Below are 18884 nucleotides of genomic sequence, written 5' to 3'. Positions count from 1 at the left end.
TCGTGGGAGGGATCATGGGGTTTTCGGTCGTACGGCTTATGCCCCGGGCTGTGAGCGGCTAAGCGCGGACGCGTCTCGCACCCGGGTCACCGCCGGGTGCGAGCGATGCGCGGGCGCCGGGTTCGGTGAACCGGATCAGCCGCCGCCCTGCCAGAAGATCTCGACAACCTTGGTGATCCTGCCGTTCTCCGTGGTGATCAGGGCCGGCCGGTAGAGGCCCTCCACCCCGGCCAGGGACGCCGCCTCCTTGACGTTGTCGATCAACGTCTGGCGGGTGCACTTCTCGGTGCCGAGGTTGGTGGCCTTGTCATAGGTCTGCGACGAGCCGTCGCAGCCACTGTCCGCGAGGAACAGCACGTCCTCGGCGATGGGCGCCGCGTAGCGGGTCACGTCGCCTTCCTCGGGGCCGTCGAAGTGGCCGTCCTCGCCACCGCTCTGGGTGAAGCGGATCGGCCGGTACTCGGCCACGCCGCCCTTGTCCACGTCGGTGAGCCAGCCGCGCAGGACCCCCTCGAAGGGGGGCGGGCCACCCTTGCTCCAGTCGTGCTCGGGAGCGGCCTGGAACTCGGTGCCGAAGATTTCGGGGGTGGCCGCGGGACTGGAGGAGACGGCGGCGTCGGGCGCTCCGGTCGAGGGGGCAAAGGAGGAGGTGGGAGCCGGCGTCTCGGCACAGCCGGACATCAGTGCCACGGCTGCGAGCAGTGCGAGCGCGGCGGGACCGGCCGAGGGGAGGGTGAGCCTGGTCCAGGCTCGGGGGGTGGCGTTTTTCACACAGACTGTGACCATCGGTGAGCGGGTCCGGTTGTCAGGAGAGGAAGTGATCCAGGACACACCGAGAGCGCCGCCCCGGGCAGGGCGGCGCTCTTCCGTCTCATGGTCGACCGGCGGGCCCGGTCAGCCGCTCGCCCCGGTGTCGATGTCGCCGTCGGGCGCGGTCGGCGGGGCACCGGGCGTCTCGGGCGCGGAAAGGGGACTCTCCGGCTGGGCGGGCTGCGCGGGCGCTTCGGCCGCGGGGGCCCCGGCGGACAGCAGGCGTTCCAGCCTCGGGCCGCTGAACCGCAGGAACTTGCGGTGCGGCCGGTTCCGGTCGAGGACCGCGACCTCCAGCTGGCTCGCCGGGAAGCGTTCGCCGCCCGGCTCGGTCAGTGCGAACAGCGCCGCCTCCAGGGCCTCCGCCAGCGACAGGCCGTCGCGGTAACGCTCCTTGAGCCGGCCGGCCACCGCCTCGGCCTGGCCGCCCATGGCCACCAGGCCCGCCTCGTCGAAGACCGAGCCGTCGAAGGTCAGCCGGTAGATGTGGTCCTCGTCGGAGGAGTCGCCGACCTCGGCGACCACGATCTCCACCTCGAACGGCTTCAGCGACTCGGTGAAGATCTGGCCGAGGTTCTGCGCGTAGAGGTTGGCCAGGCCGCGGGCGGTGACGTCGTCACGGGCGTAGGTGTAGCCGTTGATGTCGGCATAGCGGATGCCGCCGAGACGCAGCGCCTCGAACTCGTTGTAGCGGCCCACCGCGGCGAAACCGATCTTGTCGTAGATCTCGCTGATCTTGTGCAGGGCGCGGGACGGGTTGGGCGCGACGAACAGGATGCCGTCCTCATACTGCAGGACGACGACACTACGGCCCCGCGCGATCCCCTTGCGCGCGTAGTCCGCCTTGTCTCGCATCTGCTGCTCGGGCGAGACATATCCAAAAGGCATGGACACCTGGGGTGATCCTCTCGTGTTAGCGCAGCGGGGCGGTGGGGCCGTCGGGGAAGTTCGTTCTGGAGTCGATCACGGTGCGGACGAACTCACCCACCTCCTCGTCGGGGAGTCGGCGGTATCCGTCGGCGGTGATCACCGCGACGACGGGCCAGATCTTGCGGATCACATCGGGGCCGCCGGTCGCCGAGTCGTCGTCGGCCGCGTCGTAGAGGGCGTGAACAAGCGTCAGCACGGTGTCCTCGGGCGAGGCGCCCTCGCGGTAGAGCTTCTTCAGCGCGCCTCGCGCGAAGATCGAGCCGGACCCGATCGCGTGGTGCTGGTACTGCTCGTAGGGGCCACCGCCCACGTCGTAGCTGAAGATCCGGCCGCCGTCGACATCGGGGTCGTAGGCGGCGAAGAGCGGCACGACCACGAGCCCCTGCATCGCCATCGGCAGGTTGCCGCGGATCATCGTGGCGAGCCGGTTGGCCTTACCCGCCACCGAGAGGGTTCGGCCCTCCCGCTTCTCGTAGTGCTCGAGTTCCACCCGGTAGAGGCGGGCCATCTCGATCCCGGTGCTCGCCGTCCCCGCGATGCCCATGCCCGAGTAGTCGTCCGTGCGGAACACCTTCTCCATGTCGCGCTGGGAGATGATGTTTCCCGAGGTCGCCCGGCGGTCTCCCGCGATCACCACGCCACCTGCGCATATCGCCGCGACGATCGTGGTGGCATGCGGGATCTGGTCGCCCACCGGGGTCGCCAGAGTCTCGTTACGGCCAGGCAACAAGTCCGGCGAATGGGACCTGACAAACTCGGTGAACGAGGAGCTCCCGGTGTCGGTAAAGATATGGTTCACCATGCCGGCGGGCAGGTCCCTGTGCGATCCCACGCGACTCCCTCCAAAGGTGCAGTCCTTTAAGGCCCGACCTTACTCATCTTGCCGTCCTGCTTGCACTTCCCTGGATCAGCTCAGCGCGAACCCACCTCCGCCGGGCTTTTGAATCTTTACGGGTGACCACATCCGTGTGGTGGCCGGGTCGTCGCGACATGCCGGCCCGCCGGCCCGCACTCCGGCGCGCGGGCGGACGCACCTCGGTGTCGACGCCGGGCGCGAGCCGCACGGCCCGCCTCCGGGCGCGGGCGGGCGGGCCGGAGACCCATCCGGTCCCCGGGCCCCTCCTCCCGCCGCTCCGCTCTCCCGCCCGGTAGATCGAGCGGAAGCCACCTCGCTCGGCGAACATCCGACCGACGTCGGCCTCGATGACGTCCCTCGGTAATGCCATGCCTCGGTTTCGGCCGGTAGCCGCGCTCGCCGCCGTGGTTCTTGACCTCGCCGGCCCTCTTCATCCAGCTGCGACAGGGCTTGCGGTGAGAAGTCAGTCCATCTGGTCGTGCTCGGTCACGGCTGAATTCGGCCCGCGGCCTGGTCGCCTGGCATCTCCGGCGATATTCGCGGCCGGCGGAAACCTCCGGCCGCTCCCTGGTGGCTTTTCCCGCGCGGCCCCCTACTCACCGCCCTTTTGCACGTAGCTTCGAACGAATTCCTCCGCGTTCTCCTCAAGAACCTCGTCGATCTCGTCGAGGATCGCGTCGACGTCGTCGGAGAGCTTCTCGTGACGCTCCTGGACGTCGGAGGTCTCCGCCGCGGCGGTCTCCTCGACTTCCTTGTCGGTCCGGCCGGTCTGCTTCTGGCCGCCGGTGTCCTTACTTGCCATGTGTGGCACCTCCGCTTGGGGGACGCATCTGACTCATATCTTCCCCGAACCGGACGACATTGCGCGCGGATCGTCCCGCGATCTTTACGGGAGCTCCCCTGCTCCGTCCCGGGGTACCTCCCGTCAGGAAACCTCCCCGGGGGCTCCGCGGCAAATCCCCTCCGCCCCGTTCTCCTGGACGAGATACCGCCCGACTCGGGCGTGCCGCCGCCCTGGTCGGCCCTGTGTGACCACCATCACCCTCGAATCCGGAGTTATCCGGCGCCCACGGGAAGGTAGGGAACGTTCCAAGTAGGCCTCCCGGGTGGAAAACTGCGATCATTGAGGGGTGAGCACCATCATCGCGCGCAGGTACAAGCTCGTCTCCCGCGTCGGCCAGGGGGCGACCGGCGTCGTCTGGCGCGCATACGACCTGCTTCTGGAGCGAGAGGTGGCCCTCAAGGAGATACCCCTGCCACCTGGGCCCGCCGCGGCCGAGCAGCGGCGGCGGGTGGTCCGGGAGGCGCGGATGGCGGCACGGCTGAGCCACCGTGGCATCGTGACGGTGCACAACCTGACCGAGGAGGCCGAGCGCCTCTGGATCGTCATGGAGTTCCTGGAGGCCCTCACGCTGCACGACACGCTCGTGCAGGCGGGCCCGCTCCCGGTCGACCTGGTGGCGGCGATGGGGTGCCGCCTGCTGGAGGCGCTGCGGCACGCGCACGACGGCGGAGTGATCCACCGCGACATCAAACCGGCCAACATCATGCTGACCGGTGATCGGGTGGTGCTGGCCGACTTCGGGTTCGCGGCGCCGGAGGGTGCGGCGACGACCTCGATGCGGGGCACGCCGGCCTTCATCGCGCCGGAGGCGCTGCAGGGCAGGGGTGGCACCCGCGAGGCGGACATGTGGTCGTTCGGCGCGACGCTCTACATGGCGGTGGAGGGCAGGACCCCGTTCCGTACGGTGAACTCGATGGCGTCGCTGGTGGCGGCGCTGCGAGAGCCGCCGCGCGCGCCGAAGCGGGCGGGCGCCCTGGAGCCGGTGCTGCGCGGGTTGCTGCGCAAGGATCCACGGGCTCGGCTGAGTGCCGAGCGGACCTCGAAGATGCTGGAGGACGTGCGCTGTTTCAGCGCGGCCTGACGCGTTTCGCGGCGCGTTCGCCGACTTCTGGGCAATTTTTCTGATTCCCTAATAGGGATTTAAGGACGCAGAACAAAATTCCATCATGCCCGTGCAACTAAATTGTTACACATAATTACCATAAGTAACCACATGGTGCACCGTTCCAGGTGAAAATATGAATCAGCTGAGGGGCCCGGCTTCTATGTGCAACAGGTGATTCATGGGAACAGGTGCAGGAAAGGCACGCCCACTGGGTGGGCGTTATCACCTGACCTCGCCGATCGGGCAGGACGGCATGGGCATTGTGTGGCGTGCCCATGATTCCCTGCTCAGGCGGAATGTGGCGATCAAGGAAATCCAGCCACGGTTCGGCGAATACGGGGCGGACATGCGCGACGCGCGGCGGCGAGCCCTGCGCGAGGCGCGCTCGGCCGGGCGGCTGAACCATCCGGCGGTGATCTCCGTGCACGACCTGCTTGAGGAGGACGGGCGGCTCTGGATCGTCATGGAGTTGCTGGAGGCCCTCACGCTCAAGGAGACGGTGCGGCACATGGGCCCCCTGCCGATCCACTGGGTGGCGTGGATCGGCTTCCAGTTGCTGGGCGGGCTGCGCCACGCGCACGGGGCCGGCGTCCTGCACCGGGCCATCAACCCGCGCAACATCCTGCTGACCGGCGACCGGGTGGTGCTGGCCGACTTCGGAATCGCGGCGCTGCACCGCGACTCGGGCACCTCCACGACCCTGCCGCTCACCCACTCTCCCGCCTTCATCGCGCCGGAACGGCTACGGGGCGGCTCGCCGACCCCGGCGGGCGACCTGTGGTCGTTCGGGGCGAGCCTGTACTTCGCGGTGAAGGGCCGGCCGCCTCGACCCGGTCACCACGCGCCGACGTCCCGGGGCTCGGCCGCCGACGGGAACCCGGAGACGATGGTACGGGCGGGAGCGCTGCGGCCCGTCCTGGAAGGGCTGCTCCGGCGCGACCCGGCGACCCGTATCAGCATGGGTCAGGCGGGGCGCATGCTGTCGGCCGTCCTGCACGCGGAGGGCGTGGCTCTGGCCCGGCCGCGACTGCCCGCGGCACGGCTGCCACCGGACGCCTACGCGTAGCGCCTCGCGCCCGCTTTCGACCGGGCGGGCAGGCCGTACGGCACCTACCGATCACCACCGGGCCGGGCAGCCGCTTCCGCACGGACCTCGTACGGCAGGTGGGGACAGCCCGGATCGAGAGGGAGGCCACCGGGAGCCTCCCCCTCGGGAGCGCCACTACTCACCGGTCAGCGCCGTCACCAGCTCCGCGGCGGTACGGCAGCGGTCGAACAGCTCGCCCACGTGTGCCTTGGTACCGCGCAGCGGCTCAAGGGTGGGGACACGCTGCAGCGACTCGCGACCGGGGATGTCGAAGATGACCGAATCCCAGGAGGCCGCGGCCACCGACTCGCTGTACTGGCTCAGGCAACGGCCTCGGAAGTAGGCGCGGGTGTCGTTGGGCGGCACCTCGACAGCCCGCTGGACCTCTTCCTCGGTGACCAGGCGCTGCATGCGGCCCCGGGCGACCAGCCGGTTGTAGAGCCCTCGGTCGGGGCGGATGTCGGAGTACTGAAGGTCGACGAGTTGCAGGCGCGGATGCGACCAGGGAAGGCCGTCGCGGGTGCGATAGCCCTCCAGGAGCTCCAGCTTGGCCACCCAGTCAAGCTCCCCGGACAGCTGCATCGGGTCATCCGCCAGGCGGGTGAGAACCGACTCCCAGCGCTCCAGGACGTCCTTGGTGGGCTCGTCCATGCCGTTGACGCTGCGTTCCTCGGCATACTTGCGCGCGAGTTCCAGGTATTCCATCTGGAGCTGCACCGCCGTCAGCCTGCGGCCGTCGCGCATGGAGATCTCGTACTTGAGCGTCGGGTCGTGCGACACCGCGCGCAGCGCCTGGACCGGGTTGTCCACGGTGAGGTCACGGGTGAAGTAACCGTCCTCGATCATGGCCAGGACGAGCGCGGTGGATCCCAGTTTCAGGTAGGTCGAGATCTCCGACATGTTGGCGTCACCGATGATGACGTGCAGGCGGCGGTACTTCTCCGGGTCGGCGTGCGGCTCGTCCCGGGTGTTGATGATCGGCCGCTTGAGCGTCGTCTCCAGGCCCACCTCGACCTCGAAGAAGTCGGCCCGCTGGCTGATCTGGAAGCCCTCACCCCGGGAGTCCTGACCGATGCCGACCTTGCCCGCGCCGGTGACGACCTGCCGGGAGACGAAGAACGGCGTCAGGTGCCTGACGATGTCGGCGAACGAGGTCGCCCGGCGCATGAGGTAGTTCTCGTGGCAGCCGTAGGAGGCGCCCTTGTTGTCGGTGTTGTTCTTGTAAAGCTGGATCGGGGCGTTGGCCGGCATCGCCGAGGCGCGAACCGCCGCGTCGTGCATCACCCGCTCGCCTGCCTTGTCCCAGATCACCGCCGCCCGAGGGTTGGTGCACTCGGGAGTGGAGTATTCGGGGTGGGCATGGTCCACGTACAACCGGGCCCCGTTGGTGAGGATCACGTTCGCCAGGCCGAGGTCCTCGTCGGTCAGCTGGCTCTGGTCGGCCACCTCCCGCGCGAGGTCGAACCCCCGCGCGTCGCGCAGCGGGTTCTCCTCCTCGAAGTCCCATCGCGCGCGCCGTGCTCTGGCCGCCGAGGCCGCCAGATAGGCGTTCACGACCTGAGAGGAGGTCACCATCGCGTTGGCCCCCGGCTGTCCGGGCACGGAGATGCCGTATTCGGTCTCGATGCCCATCACCCGCCGTACCGTCATGCGCACCCTCTGTTCATCAGGGACTGTTTCTCTCCGAGGTATCTATTCCCGACCCTAGACCCTTCACTATGCCCGGTGGTCGGACAGTTATGGCACCGAAGCCTTTTCGCCCGTTGCGAGGGGGATCGAGGAGAACCCGGGAGGCTGTGCGGGCGACGCCTGCGCGGCCTTCCTGCGCCTTCTCGACTTGACGAACTCCTGAAGGGGACGCTCGGCCACCCGATACACCAGGTAGGAGAACGCCATCGCGGCCAGCACGGTGACCAGGGCGGTCAACGGTGGCGGCAGCGTGTCCCGCAGGGCCGGGACGATCAGGACGGCGGCCGCGGTGTGGAAGAGGTAGAGCGGGTAGGTGAGCGCGCCCAGGACCACCAGGCCGCGCCAGCGCAGCCACCGCAGCCAGCCGAGCGCCACCATCGCCATGAGTACGTAGAAGCCGACCACCGTGGCGACGACGGCCCAGTCGGGCACGGGCATCGCGGCGTAGCCGACCTTCTCCACGCGCCCGGCCACCCGGTCGAGCGCCGCACTGACGGCCAGGCCGCCACTGATCCCGGCCAGACACCACAGGACCAGCCTGGGACCGAATCTGGTCATCAGGAAGAACGCCATGCCACCGACGAAGTAGGCCGCGTACTTGGGCATGATCACAAGTTCGACCCACGCCTCATCGCTTCCCGCGAAGAAGCCCGCGGCCAGGAGCCAGACGCCCATGAAGGCCAGGCAGCGGTTGAGCGTGACCCCGGTGATCACCAGGATCGAGATCAGCACGTAGAAGCGGAGCTCCACCCAGAGCGACCAGTAGACGCCGTTGGCGTCATAGACGCCGAAGGCCCGCTGGAGCATGGTGAGATTGACCCCGTACTCGCCGAGGCTGAGCTTGGGGTCCAGGGCCGTGGCCGCGGTCAGCCCGTAGACCGCGGCGGTGACCACCACGCTGACCCAGTAGGCGGGAAAGAGCCGCACCAGCCGGGAGAGGGCGAACGCCCCCAGACCCCGGCCCCAGATGCTCATCAGGATCACGAAGCCGCTGATCATGAAGAACAGCTCGACACCGAGGATGCCGAGTCCGGAGATCGTGGAGATCGCCGGGAACAACTTGGCGGGACGGTCGCCCCACACCGAGGCGAAGGCGATGAAGTAGTGGAAGGCGAGCACCGCCATGGCGGCGGCGAAGCGCAGGAGGTCGAGTTCGGCGAGGCGGCCGCTTCCCCGAAGCGCCTCGCGAGACCCCGTGCCGGTCACCTGACGGCCGGGCCGGAATGTTCACGCACGCCACTTGGACGGCGCTTCGATCATTCGGGTTCCCTGTGACGGCTGTTGATTTCCGGTCACTTTCGGGATGGATGTGACTGGAGATACGGGTGGTGCCGGGTCCGCGCAGCCGAATACGAGTGACGGCAGGTCAAAAAGGCAACAAAGCCCCCCAATGCCACCAAACGCCGCAAAAGTAGACAAAAACCTGGCGAGACACCGACGGCGCGGCCCCCGAGGGAGGCCGCGCCGTCGATCGGCACACGTGCCGCTTTTACAGGTACTGACCGGTGTTGGCCACCGTGTCGATGGAACGCCCGGCCTCGGTGCCCTGCTTGCCCGTCACGAGGGTGCGGATGTAGACGATCCGCTCGCCCTTCTTGCCGGAGATGCGGGCCCAGTCGTCGGGGTTGGTGGTGTTGGGCAGGTCCTCGTTCTCGGAGAACTCGTCCACGCAGGCCGCCAGCAGATGCTGGATCCGCAGACCCTTCTGCCCGGTCTCCAGGAACTGCTTGATCGCCATCTTCTTGCCGCGGTCGACGATGTTCTGGATCATCGCGCCGGAGTTGAAGTCCTTGAAGTACAGGACCTCCTTGTCCCCGTTGGCGTAGGTCACCTCAAGGAAGCGGTTCTCCTCGCTCTCGGTGTACATTCGCTCGACGACCCGCTGGATCATCCCGAAGATGGTCTCCTGGCGGCTGCCACCGTGCTCGGCGAGGTCCTCGGAGTGGAGTGGGAGCTCCGCGATGAGGTACTTCGAGAAGATGTCCCTGGCCGCCTCGGCGTCCGGCCGCTCGATCTTGATCTTGACGTCCAGGCGGCCGGGCCGCAGGATCGCCGGGTCGATCATGTCCTCGCGGTTGGAGGCGCCGATCACGATGACGTTCTCCAGGCCCTCGACGCCGTCGATCTCCGACAGGAGCTGGGGAACGATGGTGTTCTCGACGTCGGAGGAGACGCCTGAGCCCCGGGTCCGGAAGATCGAGTCCATCTCGTCGAAGAACACGATCACCGGGGTGCCCTCGGAGGCCTTCTCACGAGCCCGCTGGAAGACCAGGCGGATGTGCCGCTCGGTCTCGCCGACGTACTTGTTGAGAAGCTCGGGACCCTTGATGTTGAGGAAGAAGCTCTTGCCGGACTGACCGGTCTTCTCCGCGACCTGCTTGGCCAGGGAGTTGGCGACCGCCTTGGCGATGAGCGTCTTGCCGCAGCCGGGCGGTCCGTAGAGCAGGACGCCCTTGGGCGGGCGGAGCTTGTGCTCGCGGAAAAGGTCGGCGTGCAGGTACGGGAGCTCGATGGCGTCCCGGATCTGCTCGATCTGCCGCATCAGCCCGCCGATCTCCTCGTAGGAGATGTCGGGCACCTCCTCCAGGACGAGCTCCTCGACCTCGGACTTGGGGATGCGCTCGTAGACATAGCCCGAACGGGGTTCGAGCAGCAGGGAGTCGCCTGCCCGGATCGGCTGGCCCACCAGCGACTCGGCGAGCTTCACCACCCGCTCCTCGTCGGCATGCGAGATCACCAGCGCGCGATGGCCGTCCTCGAGAAGCTCCTTGAGCATCACGATCTCGCCAAGCTCCTCGAAGCCGAGGGCCTCGACCACGTTGAGCGCCTCGTTGAGCATGACCTCCTGGCCGCGCTTCAGCGAGTCGACGTCCACCGCCGGACTGACGTTCACCCTGAGTTTGCGACCACCGGTGAAAACCTCCACCGTGCCGTCTTCTCTGGTTTCGAGGAACACGCCGAACCCGGATGGCGGCTGCGCCAACCGGTCTACCTCTTCCTTCAGGGCGACGATCTGGTCTCTGGCCTCCTTGAGGGTGGCCACCAGACGCTCGTTCTGGCCGGTTACGGCCGCGAGGTTCGCCTGCAAGTCATGGAGACGCTCTTCAAGGATCCTGGCCTGCCGGGGAGACTCCGTCAGCTTCCGACGCAACACGGTGATCTCCTCCTGCAGGAAGGAGACCTGTGTTGTGAGGTCAGCGACCTCCCGTTCGCGCTGCGCGGCTCGAGCCTCAGCGTCGTCGCGAGCTGCCACGGCGTCACCTCCTTCCCAGTCGAGACCGACTACTCGAAACCCTACCCATCTAAGGGCTGTCCCTTACCTGGCTGAGCAGTGTTCGTATGACTACATTAAGTGCGCGATGATTAATCCCTTTTGGTGCTTTTAGTGCTAGAAGCATAAGAACACGAAGGTCCGCTCCCGTGTCACTCCCCCACGAACCCTCGTGGCCGAATCGTCATCATGTGGCGGAAGACGTGGACTCCTCACCCTGTGCACCCTTCGCCGGACGTCTACGTCGAGGTGGTGGCGTCACCCCGTCGGCCATGCGACGGGCCGTGACCAGGAAGCCGGTGTGGCCGACCATTCTGTGGTCGGGCCGCACAGCCAGCCCCTCGACATGCCAGTCACGAACCAGGGTCTCCCACGCATGGGGCTCGGTGAAACTCCCGTGCTCCCGGAGAGTTTCGACCGTACGCGACAGCTGGGTTGTGGTCGCGACATAACAGCAGATCACACCGCCAGGGGTGAGGGCCTTGGCCGCGGCGTCCACACATTCCCACGGGGCGAGCATGTCGAGGATGATCCGGTCGACGTCACTCTCGTCGAGGTCCGCGACGAAGTCGCCGACCACCAGGCGCCACTGCGACATCGGACCGCCGTAGAACTTCTCCACGTTCTTGGTGGCGATCTCGGCGAAGTCCTGGCGCCGTTCGTAGGAGGTGACGGTGCCCTCGGAGCCCACCGCGCGCAGCAGGAAGCAGGTGAGCGCGCCGGAGCCGACCCCCGCCTCCACCACCCTGGCGCCCGGGAAGATGTCGGCCATGGCCACGATCTGCGCCGAGTCCTTGGGGTAGATGACCGCCGCGCCGCGCGGCATGGAGAGCGTGTAGTCCTGGAGCAGGTGCCTGAACGCCAGATACTGGGTGCCCCCGGACGAACGCACCACCGAGCCCTCGGGCCGGCCGATCAGCTCACTGTGCGGGATCCCGCCCTTGTGCGTGTGGAACACGCCGTCTTCCTTCAGCGTCACCGTATGACGCTTGTTCTTGGGGTCGGTGAGCTGAACCTGATCCCCGGCCTGAAACGGCCCATGCCTGCGAAAACCCATGACCGCAAGGTTAACGGCGCGCGACCGCGGCCGATCCCGCCTCTGGCCGGGAGCGGCGGTCGGGCAGGGGGAAACGGACACGGCCGTCCGGAGCAGACGGACAGCGACGATCCGCAAAATGGTTCGCTCCACTACAGGGGAACTGGTAGCTGTTGTCGTGTGTTTCCCCAAGATGTGATTCCGGCGGGCCCCGTCGTCCTGAGACCGCTCGCCCCCACCGACACCGAAGCGATCGTCCGCGCCTGCGCGGACCCGGAGATCGTCCGGTTCTTCCCCCTGATACCCGTGCCCTACACCCGGGACGACGCCCTCCAGTACCTGGAGATGGCCGAGCAGGATTGGAAGAGCGGGGGAGCCGCGTTCGCCATCGCGGACACGAAGACGGGCGAGTGGCTGGGCAACATCGGCCTCAAGCCCTCCCGCCTGCGGAGCACCAACGAGATCGGCTACCTGGTCGCACCGTGGGCGCGGGGCCGGGGGGTGGCCACGGCCGCCACCGCCGCGCTGGCCGGATGGGGCTTCGGCCACGGGGTGGAGCGCGTCGAACTCCTCGCCGACGTGGAGAACCTGGCCAGCCAGCGGGTCGCCCTGGCCGCCGGTTTCCGGCACGAGGGCGTTCGGCGCGGGGCCGAACAGCAGCGTGACGGCACCCGCCGTGACCTGGTCTCCTTCGCACGCCTGCGCGGCGACTCCGGCGAGCGCGTGACGCCGTTCCTACCGGACTTCCCCGGCGGCTCACTGACCGACGGGATAGTACGGCTCAGGCCGCTCACCCCCGCCGACGCCGCCGACTACCTGGCGCTGCACAACCTGCCCGACGTCGTGAGATACAGCGTCCCGCCCGAGCCCCGCAGCGCCGAGCAGGTCGAGGAGCGGTGCCGCACGGCGGGCGCGACCCGACTGGCCGGCGGGGGGGTCGAGGCGGTGATCACGGACGCCGCGACAGGCGCGTTCGCCGGGGAGATCCAGCTCTCCAACCTGGCCCCGCCGCTGGGGCAGGCCATGACGGGCTACAGCCTGCTGCCGGCGTTCCGCGGCCGGGGCTTCACCACCAGGGCGGTGAACCTGCTGGTCGACTGGGCCTTCGAGCACACCTCCCTGAGCCGGATCATCGCGGGCACCTCCCCCACCAACGTCGCCTCGCAGCGCGTGCTGGAGCGCGCGGGCTTCACCCGCGAGGCCCTGCTGCGCGGTCTGCTGCCCGGCCCCGACGGCACCCGCCTGGACGACCTGCAGTGGTACCGGCTGCGGGACGCCCCACGCTAGGGGCCGCGTTCAGTCGGCGCCGAAGTGGGCCCTGAGCCTGGCGTAGGCGGCGTCGGTGCCCTGCAGCACCCGGTCGATGTCGGCGTCGGTGTGGGCCGCCGACAGGAACCAGTTGTGCCACGGATGGAGGTAGACCCCCTCCTGCAGGCAGGCCGCGGCCCAGAACATGCCCTTGTCCAGGGTCACATCGCCCTCGAAGGAGAGCCATGGGATCTGCACCGGGCCGGTCTGGTTGACCGTGAAGCCATGGGAGGCGGCCTGGGCGGCGAGACCCTCGCGCAGGCGGGTGCCCGCGCGTTCCATCAGGGCGATGCCGTCGATGTCGCGCAGCGTCTCGATGGTGGCCTTGGCCGCGGCCATCGGAGCGGCGTTGAACCAGAAGGAACCCGTGGAGTAGAGCGTCTGGGCGGGCCCTCGCAGGGCGTCCACACCGGTGACGGCGGCGATCGGGTGACCGTTGGCCATGGCCTTGCTGAAGGCGTACAGGTCGGGGCGCACGCCCAGCGGCTCCCAGGAGCCGCCCAGGTCGATCCGCCAGCCACCGCGCACATCGTCGATCACCAGCGCGGCGCCGATCCGGTCGGCCAGCGCCCGCACCCCCCGGGCGAACTCCGCGGCGACGAGTTCCTGGTCCTCGAACGAGTCGTGCTTGAACGGCGTCACGATGATCGCTGCGACGTCGCCCTCCGCCTGCGCCGCGGCGGCCTCGACGCTGGCGAGGTCGTTGTAGGTGAACTCGACCAGGTCCGCGCGCTCGCTGGGGGTGGTCCCCGCCGTACTGGGCGTGCACCACGGGTCGGCCCCGTGGTAGGCGCCGTGCGCCATGAGGACCTTGGTCCTGCCGGTGGCGGCGCGGGCCACCATCAGCGCCTGGGTGGTGGCGTCGGTGCCGTTCTTGGAGAACATCACCCAGTCGGCCTGCGGGACGGTGTCCACCAGAAGCTCGGCGAGCTCCACGTAGACGGGGCCGGGGCCGTTGAGGCAGTCGCCCGCGGCGAGTTGGGCCGTGACGGCGGCCTCGACCGCGGGGTGGCGGTGGCCGAGCACGACGGGACCCCAGGAGCACATGAGGTCGACGTACTCGCGCCCGTCGGCGTCCCGCTGGCGGCAACCCTCGCCGCCGACGAAGAACTGCGGGTAGGCGGGGCCGTGCAGGGCCGCGTTGAGGTGGCCGTACATGCCGCCGGGGACGACCTTGGCGGCCCGCTCCCTGAGGCTGGCGTCGATGGACATGCGTCGTCCTTTCAGATCTGGATCGGTTCGGGCGGTTCGGTGCCGTGTCCGGCCGCGAGCGGTGGGATCACTTCTCCTCGCGTAGTGCGCGCGCCCCGTCCAGGCCGGCGTCCGAACCCAGGCCTCCCGCGACGCGGGCGGCCAGCGCGGTGCCGAGCCGTGCCGAGCCGGCCACGTCACGGCCGTCGACCAGGCCGGCGATGAACCCGGCGCAGTAGGCGTCACCACACCCCGTGGTGTCGACCACTTCGACGTCGAGGGCGGGAACGCGGGTGACGCCCTCCGCCTCGGCGATCAGGCTTCCGTCCGCGCCGAGCGTGACCAGGACCGCCGAGGGTCCCTCCCCCAGCAGGGCCAGCGCGGCCTCCTCCGCACTGCCCGCACCGCTCATCAGCAGCGCCTGCTCCTCGTTGGGCAGGAGGTAGTCGACGTGCGGGAGAAAGCTCCGGACCCCCTGCATGAGGTCCGGCATATTGGACAGAAGGTCCATTGTGATGATCGTGCCCGCCGCGCGCGCCTCGTCGAGCAGCGCGAAGAAAGCGGGGTCGTACAGGCCCCAGGTCACGTCCATGCCCCCCAGGTGCACGACGCGCGCACCGAGGATCCGCTCGCGACCGACGTCGGCGACAGCCAGGCCCAGGTTGGCTCCGGGAACGTGGAAGGACGGGCGCCCGCCGTCCGGACGGATGGGCAGGATCGAGGCGGCGGTCTGCTCTCCCCGCCTGCGGACCACCCCGGTCACGTCGACGCCGCGCCGCCCCATCATCATGACGAGCAGATCTCCGAGCTCGTCGTCGCCGACCGCCCCCACCGAGGCCACCGGGACACCGAGCGCGGCCAGGTCTACGGCGGTCGCGGCCGCGGCACCCGCGGCGGTGACGCGGATCTGCTCCAGCAGGTGGGTGTCCTGCCCGGCGGGAATCGACTCCACCGGCCTGGCGAGCACGTCCACGATGTGCACCCCGAGGGCTACGACGGTCATAGTGAGTCCTCCTCATGTCTTCAGCGGATAATAGACGGGCGACCGACTACAATGTCAACGGATTCCGTTCGGGAGGGAACCGAGTTGCCAAAGATCGTCGATCATGGGGAGCGCCGCGAGGAGGTCATCGAGGCCGCTCGCCGCATCATCCTGCGCGAGGGCATCGAGGCCGCCACGACCAGGGCGATCGCCAAGGAGGCCGGCTACTCCAACGGCGTGCTGACCCACTACTTCGCCGACAAGGACGACATCATGCTGTCGGCGCTGCGCTCCTCGCACCGGCGCATCGTGGAGCGCCTGCGCGGCAAGCTGGCCGGCCTCACCGGGCTGGCGGCGCTGCGCGAGCTCCTCCTCGACAACCTGCCACTGGACGAGGAGCGCACGCGGGAGAGCGGGCTGGAGGTCGGCTTCTGGAGTCGCAGCATGACCAGCCCGGCGATGCTGGAGGCGCAGCGCGCCGAGGCCGAGGAGCTGCGCTACCTGGTGCGCAGCCTGCTCGGCGCCGCGGCCGCCGGTGGGGAGATCTCCACCACCGAAGACCTCGACGACGTGACCGAGCGGCTACTCGCCCTGGTCGACGGGCTGAGCGTGCACCGCCTGCTCTACCCGGGCAGGCTCGGCACCGCACGTCTGGAGCGGGTGCTCAACGCCGAACTGGACCGCCTGCGCCCCACCGGCGGGTAGCGCCCGGCCACCCCGTGGCCTCGGCTCCCGGCGCGCACGCTCAGGGAGCCGAGGCCACGGTCCCGGGGCGCACGGGCGGAAGCTCAGACCAGCAGGGCGTAGAGCCGGTCGGCCACCCCCCGCGCGGTGGGCCGCTTGGCCACGTCGCCAAGACATGCCTGGACGAGATCCGACAGCTCGGGCTCCAACCCCGGATCGATCGACGGCGGCGTGCTGTACACCTTCCGCAGGGTCAGCAGCGGGTCGTGGGTGGGCAGTTTCCCGTAGAGCCCGGCGCCGCTCACCGCCCAGTGCAGCGTCGCGCCCAGCGACCACACGTCGCCCGCGGGGGTGGGCGTCTCCCCCTGCAGCAGCGTGGGATCGGTGAACTCCACCGAACCGATGTCCCCCATCCCGGTCACCGTCACGCCCGGCGTCAGCACCTGTGACAGGCCCAGGTCGGAGAGCTTGCCCCCGTCGTCGGCGAGCAGCACGTTGCCGGGGCGGATGTCGCGATGGACGATGCCCTCCTCGTGCAGTGCCTGCGCCGCGTGGGAGACGCAGGCGATCGAGCGCAGCACCCGCTCGCGCGACGGCCGCTCCGCGGGATGCGCCAGCGAGCCGTCCGGCAGGTACTCCATCGAGTAATAGAACACCCCGCCCTGCTGGCCGGCGTCGTAGAGCCGCACCAGATACGGGGAGCGCACCGCGGCGAACGCCTTCAACTCTCTCGTGGCGCGGCGGAAGGCGTCGTTCCCCGTGCCCCCCACCACCTTCACCGCGACCAGATCCGCCTCGATGGGTAACCGCTCGGGCCTTTTCGCCAAGTAGAACTCACCGTGATTACCGGCTCCCAGTGACCGGATGAACTCATAGTCGGCGATGCCTTCCACAACGGTCTCCCTCCATGCCTGCGCAACGTTCGCGACGACATCCCACACACGGTAACGTCGCCTTCGCCATTCTCGGGGCTTTTCTTTGCATACGGAAAGCGTGCTCGCAATTGCTGCACATGGATCTGCTCCTGCTTGACCTTGTCATCGTCCTTGCGGCCGCGCGGCTTTTCGGAGCGCTGGCCAGATGGCTCGGCCAACCTCCGGTCATCGGCGAGATCGTGGCCGGCATCCTGCTGGGCCCCACCCTGCTGGGCCCCCTGATCGGTGACGAGCTGTTCGGCTCCGAGATGCGGCCCCCGTTGCAGGCCCTGGCCAACGTCGGCCTGGTGCTGTTCATGTTCGTCGTCGGCCTGGAACTGGACCAGAAGCTGGTCAGGGGCAAGGGACGGATCGCGGTGACCGTGGCGCTCGGCTCGACCGTGGTGCCGTTCGTCCTGGGCTGCGTGCTCGCGCTGGCCATCGCGGGTGAGCACGTGGGAGGCGACAAGACCCTGCCGTTCGTGCTGTTCATGGGCGCGGCGATGGCCGCCACCGCCTTCCCGGTGCTGGCGCGGGTCCTCACCGACCGGGGAATGCAGCGGATCACGCTCGGCGGCCTCGCCCTGGCCTCGGCGGCCGTCATCGACGTGCTCGCCTGGACCGTCCTGGCGGTGGTGGTGGGCATCGCGGGGGCCGGAGAGTCCGAGGGGCAGTGGAAGGTCCTGCTCGCCCTGCCGTACGCGCTGGTGATGTTCCTGGTCGTCAAGCCCCTGCTGGCCCGGCTGGTGCCCGCCTACGAGAAGGCCGGGCGGCTGACGCCCGGCCTGCTCTCCCTGGTGCTCCTCGGTCTGATCGGATCGGCCTGGGCCACCGAGTGGATGCACGTCCACTTCATCTTCGGCGCGTTCGTGTTCGGCGCGGTGATGCCCCGCGAGGGGGCGGAACGGCTCAACCACGAGATCCTGGAGCGGCTGGAACAGCTCGCAGTACTGCTGCTGTTGCCGATGTTCTTCGTGGTGGCGGGGCTCAACGTCAACCTGCGCGAACTCGACCTGTCCAGCCTCGGCACGCTCTCCGCGATCCTGGTCGTCGCGATCGGCGGCAAGCTGCTCGGCTCCTACGCCGCCGCGCGGACCCAGCGGCTGCCCAAGCGGCAGTCCTGGGCACTGGCCTCCCTGCTCAACACGCGAGGGCTCACCGAGATCGTCATCCTCACCGTCGGCCTGCAGAAGGGCGTGCTCGACGACGAGCTCTACTCGCTGATGGTGGTCATGGCCCTCGTCACGACCGCGATGACCGGCCCGCTGGTGCGCAGGATCTACCCCGACAGGCGGGTGGCCCGCGACATCGCCGAGGCCGAACGTGCCGCCCTCGGCGCGACCGCCGCCCACCGGGTGCTGGTGATCGTGCCCGATCCGCCCGCCGAGCAGGCCCCGTTGGTCGGCCTGACCACCACCCTTGCCCTGTCCAGGTCGCCGTCCGAGGTGGTCCTGGGCCACCTGCGCCCCTACCCGGCGGGCCGCCTGGAGGTCGGCAGCGGCCTCTCCTCGGAGCTGGCCGAGCTGGCCGAGACCCTCCACGACCTGGAGGCGCTGGCCGGCAGCGCCCGCGAGCGCGGCTCGGAGACCAGGGTGGTGAGCCGGTTCAGCGCGGATGTGGCAGGCGAGCTGCCGGAGCTGGCCTCCGGTGCCCAAGCCGACCTGCTGGTGCTGCCCGCCGGTGTCCCCGGCTATGCCGCCGTGCGTGACGGCGCGGTCTGCCGCGTGGTGACCGTCGTGTCCTTGCCCGTGCCGGAACAGGCCGAGCCCGGCTCCGAGCCGGGGCCGGTCGCGGTACGTTACGGCTCCGGTGACGACGCGGCCGCGCACGTGGCGCTCACCCTCGCGATGCTGTGGAACCGGCCACTGATCGTCACCGGCGGGAACCGGGCCTCAGCCCTGGCCCAGCGGCTGTCCAAGCTCGGAGTCGCGGCCGGCGTGGGTGCGATCCCCGAGGGCGCGCTGGTCGTGGCCGCCGACACCGGGACCGCCCCGGAGGGCGTGCACCTGCTGGTCCGCGCCGAGCAGGACCCCGACCCGGTCGACTGGGCCGAGGCCGTCTCCGCTCTGCGCGCCCCGGCCCCGCAGCTCTGATCGCACACCGACCTGACACGCGAGCGGCACGGCGAAAGGACCCCGAGAACACGCCGGGCGGTACGGCCATGGCCGTACCGCCCG

The 18884-nt window shown here is 69.1% G+C and carries 16 protein-coding genes; 5 read left to right on the top strand and 11 right to left on the bottom strand.

Going from position 1 to position 18884, the window contains the following annotated elements; all coding sequences use genetic code 11:
• Window positions 1–135: 135 nt before the first annotated feature.
• The 4 genes from ABT130_RS35545 to ABT130_RS35530 form a co-directional block, all read right to left on the bottom strand.
• Window positions 136–771, bottom strand: coding sequence for a hypothetical protein (locus ABT130_RS35545; protein WP_350963082.1), 636 nt, complete (start codon window positions 769–771; stop codon window positions 136–138).
• Window positions 772–894: 123 nt separating this feature from the next.
• Window positions 895–1698, bottom strand: coding sequence for a proteasome subunit alpha (prcA, locus tag ABT130_RS35540; RefSeq protein WP_350963079.1), 804 nt, complete (start codon window positions 1696–1698; stop codon window positions 895–897).
• 25 nt (window positions 1699–1723) lie between these two features.
• Window positions 1724–2542 (bottom strand): proteasome subunit beta, encoded by an 819-nt coding sequence (prcB, locus tag ABT130_RS35535; RefSeq protein WP_350919446.1) that lies wholly within the window; start codon window positions 2540–2542, stop codon window positions 1724–1726.
• Window positions 2543–3188: 646 nt separating this feature from the next.
• Entirely contained in the window at window positions 3189–3398 is a 210-nt protein-coding gene (locus tag ABT130_RS35530; RefSeq protein WP_030904562.1) for a ubiquitin-like protein Pup, read from the bottom strand.
• A 328-nt stretch (window positions 3399–3726) separates the two neighbouring features.
• On the opposite strand from ABT130_RS35530, the gene ABT130_RS35525 reads away from it, so the two are divergent.
• Together ABT130_RS35525 and ABT130_RS35520 are read left to right on the top strand one after the other, a co-directional pair.
• On the top strand, window positions 3727–4521 hold the full coding sequence (locus ABT130_RS35525; protein ID WP_350919244.1) for a serine/threonine-protein kinase: 795 nt from the start codon (window positions 3727–3729) through the stop codon (window positions 4519–4521).
• A gap of 202 nt (window positions 4522–4723) precedes the next feature.
• Complete coding sequence (locus tag ABT130_RS35520; RefSeq protein ID WP_350963077.1) at window positions 4724–5611, top strand: serine/threonine-protein kinase; 888 nt, start codon at window positions 4724–4726, stop codon at window positions 5609–5611.
• Between the two features lie 156 nt (window positions 5612–5767).
• Here the strand turns inward: ABT130_RS35520 and dop are convergent, their stop codons facing one another.
• The 4 genes from dop to ABT130_RS35500 all read right to left on the bottom strand — a co-directional run bounded on the left by dop (window position 5768) and on the right by ABT130_RS35500 (window position 11649).
• The gene (gene dop, locus ABT130_RS35515) at window positions 5768–7282 is read right to left on the bottom strand and encodes a depupylase/deamidase Dop (RefSeq protein WP_350919239.1); all 1515 of its coding nucleotides are present in this window, start codon (window positions 7280–7282) and stop codon (window positions 5768–5770) included.
• An 87-nt stretch (window positions 7283–7369) separates the two neighbouring features.
• Window positions 7370–8527 carry an acyltransferase family protein gene (locus tag ABT130_RS35510; RefSeq protein ID WP_350919236.1) on the bottom strand — a complete coding sequence of 386 codons (1158 nt, stop codon included), beginning with the start codon at window positions 8525–8527 and terminating at the stop codon, window positions 7370–7372.
• 283 nt (window positions 8528–8810) lie between these two features.
• Window positions 8811–10574 carry a proteasome ATPase gene (arc, locus tag ABT130_RS35505; protein WP_350963074.1) on the bottom strand — a complete coding sequence of 588 codons (1764 nt, stop codon included), beginning with the start codon at window positions 10572–10574 and terminating at the stop codon, window positions 8811–8813.
• A 205-nt stretch (window positions 10575–10779) separates the two neighbouring features.
• Entirely contained in the window at window positions 10780–11649 is an 870-nt protein-coding gene (locus tag ABT130_RS35500; RefSeq protein WP_350919231.1) for a tRNA (adenine-N1)-methyltransferase, read from the bottom strand.
• Window positions 11650–11808: 159 nt separating this feature from the next.
• Between ABT130_RS35500 and ABT130_RS35495 the strand changes: the two genes are divergently transcribed.
• The gene (locus ABT130_RS35495) at window positions 11809–12915 is read left to right on the top strand and encodes a GNAT family N-acetyltransferase (RefSeq protein WP_350963072.1); all 1107 of its coding nucleotides are present in this window, start codon (window positions 11809–11811) and stop codon (window positions 12913–12915) included.
• A 9-nt stretch (window positions 12916–12924) separates the two neighbouring features.
• On the opposite strand, the gene ABT130_RS35490 is transcribed toward ABT130_RS35495, so the two are convergent.
• Both ABT130_RS35490 and ABT130_RS35485 read right to left on the bottom strand, forming a co-directional pair.
• Window positions 12925–14148, bottom strand: coding sequence for an aminotransferase class III-fold pyridoxal phosphate-dependent enzyme (locus ABT130_RS35490; RefSeq protein WP_350963069.1), 1224 nt, complete (start codon window positions 14146–14148; stop codon window positions 12925–12927).
• 67 nt (window positions 14149–14215) lie between these two features.
• Window positions 14216–15130: a carbohydrate kinase family protein gene (locus ABT130_RS35485; protein ID WP_350919222.1), complete on the bottom strand. Its 915-nt coding sequence runs from the start codon at window positions 15128–15130 to the stop codon at window positions 14216–14218.
• Window positions 15131–15214: 84 nt separating this feature from the next.
• On the opposite strand from ABT130_RS35485, the gene ABT130_RS35480 reads away from it, so the two are divergent.
• Window positions 15215–15814, top strand: coding sequence for a TetR/AcrR family transcriptional regulator (locus tag ABT130_RS35480; protein ID WP_350919219.1), 600 nt, complete (start codon window positions 15215–15217; stop codon window positions 15812–15814).
• An 83-nt stretch (window positions 15815–15897) separates the two neighbouring features.
• Here the strand turns inward: ABT130_RS35480 and ABT130_RS35475 are convergent, their stop codons facing one another.
• A complete protein-coding gene (locus ABT130_RS35475) occupies window positions 15898–16686 on the bottom strand; it encodes a serine/threonine-protein kinase (protein WP_350919216.1) in 789 nt (262 codons plus the stop codon).
• Window positions 16687–16805: 119 nt separating this feature from the next.
• Between ABT130_RS35475 and ABT130_RS35470 the strand changes: the two genes are divergently transcribed.
• On the top strand, window positions 16806–18800 hold the full coding sequence (locus ABT130_RS35470; protein ID WP_350963067.1) for a cation:proton antiporter: 1995 nt from the start codon (window positions 16806–16808) through the stop codon (window positions 18798–18800).
• The last annotated feature ends 84 nt before the right edge of the window (window positions 18801–18884 follow it).

The sequence above is a fragment of the Streptosporangium sp. NPDC001681 genome, assembly GCF_040298085.1.
Classification (GTDB): domain Bacteria; phylum Actinomycetota; class Actinomycetes; order Streptosporangiales; family Streptosporangiaceae; genus Streptosporangium.
This window is presented reverse-complemented; position numbering and strand designations above follow the sequence as displayed.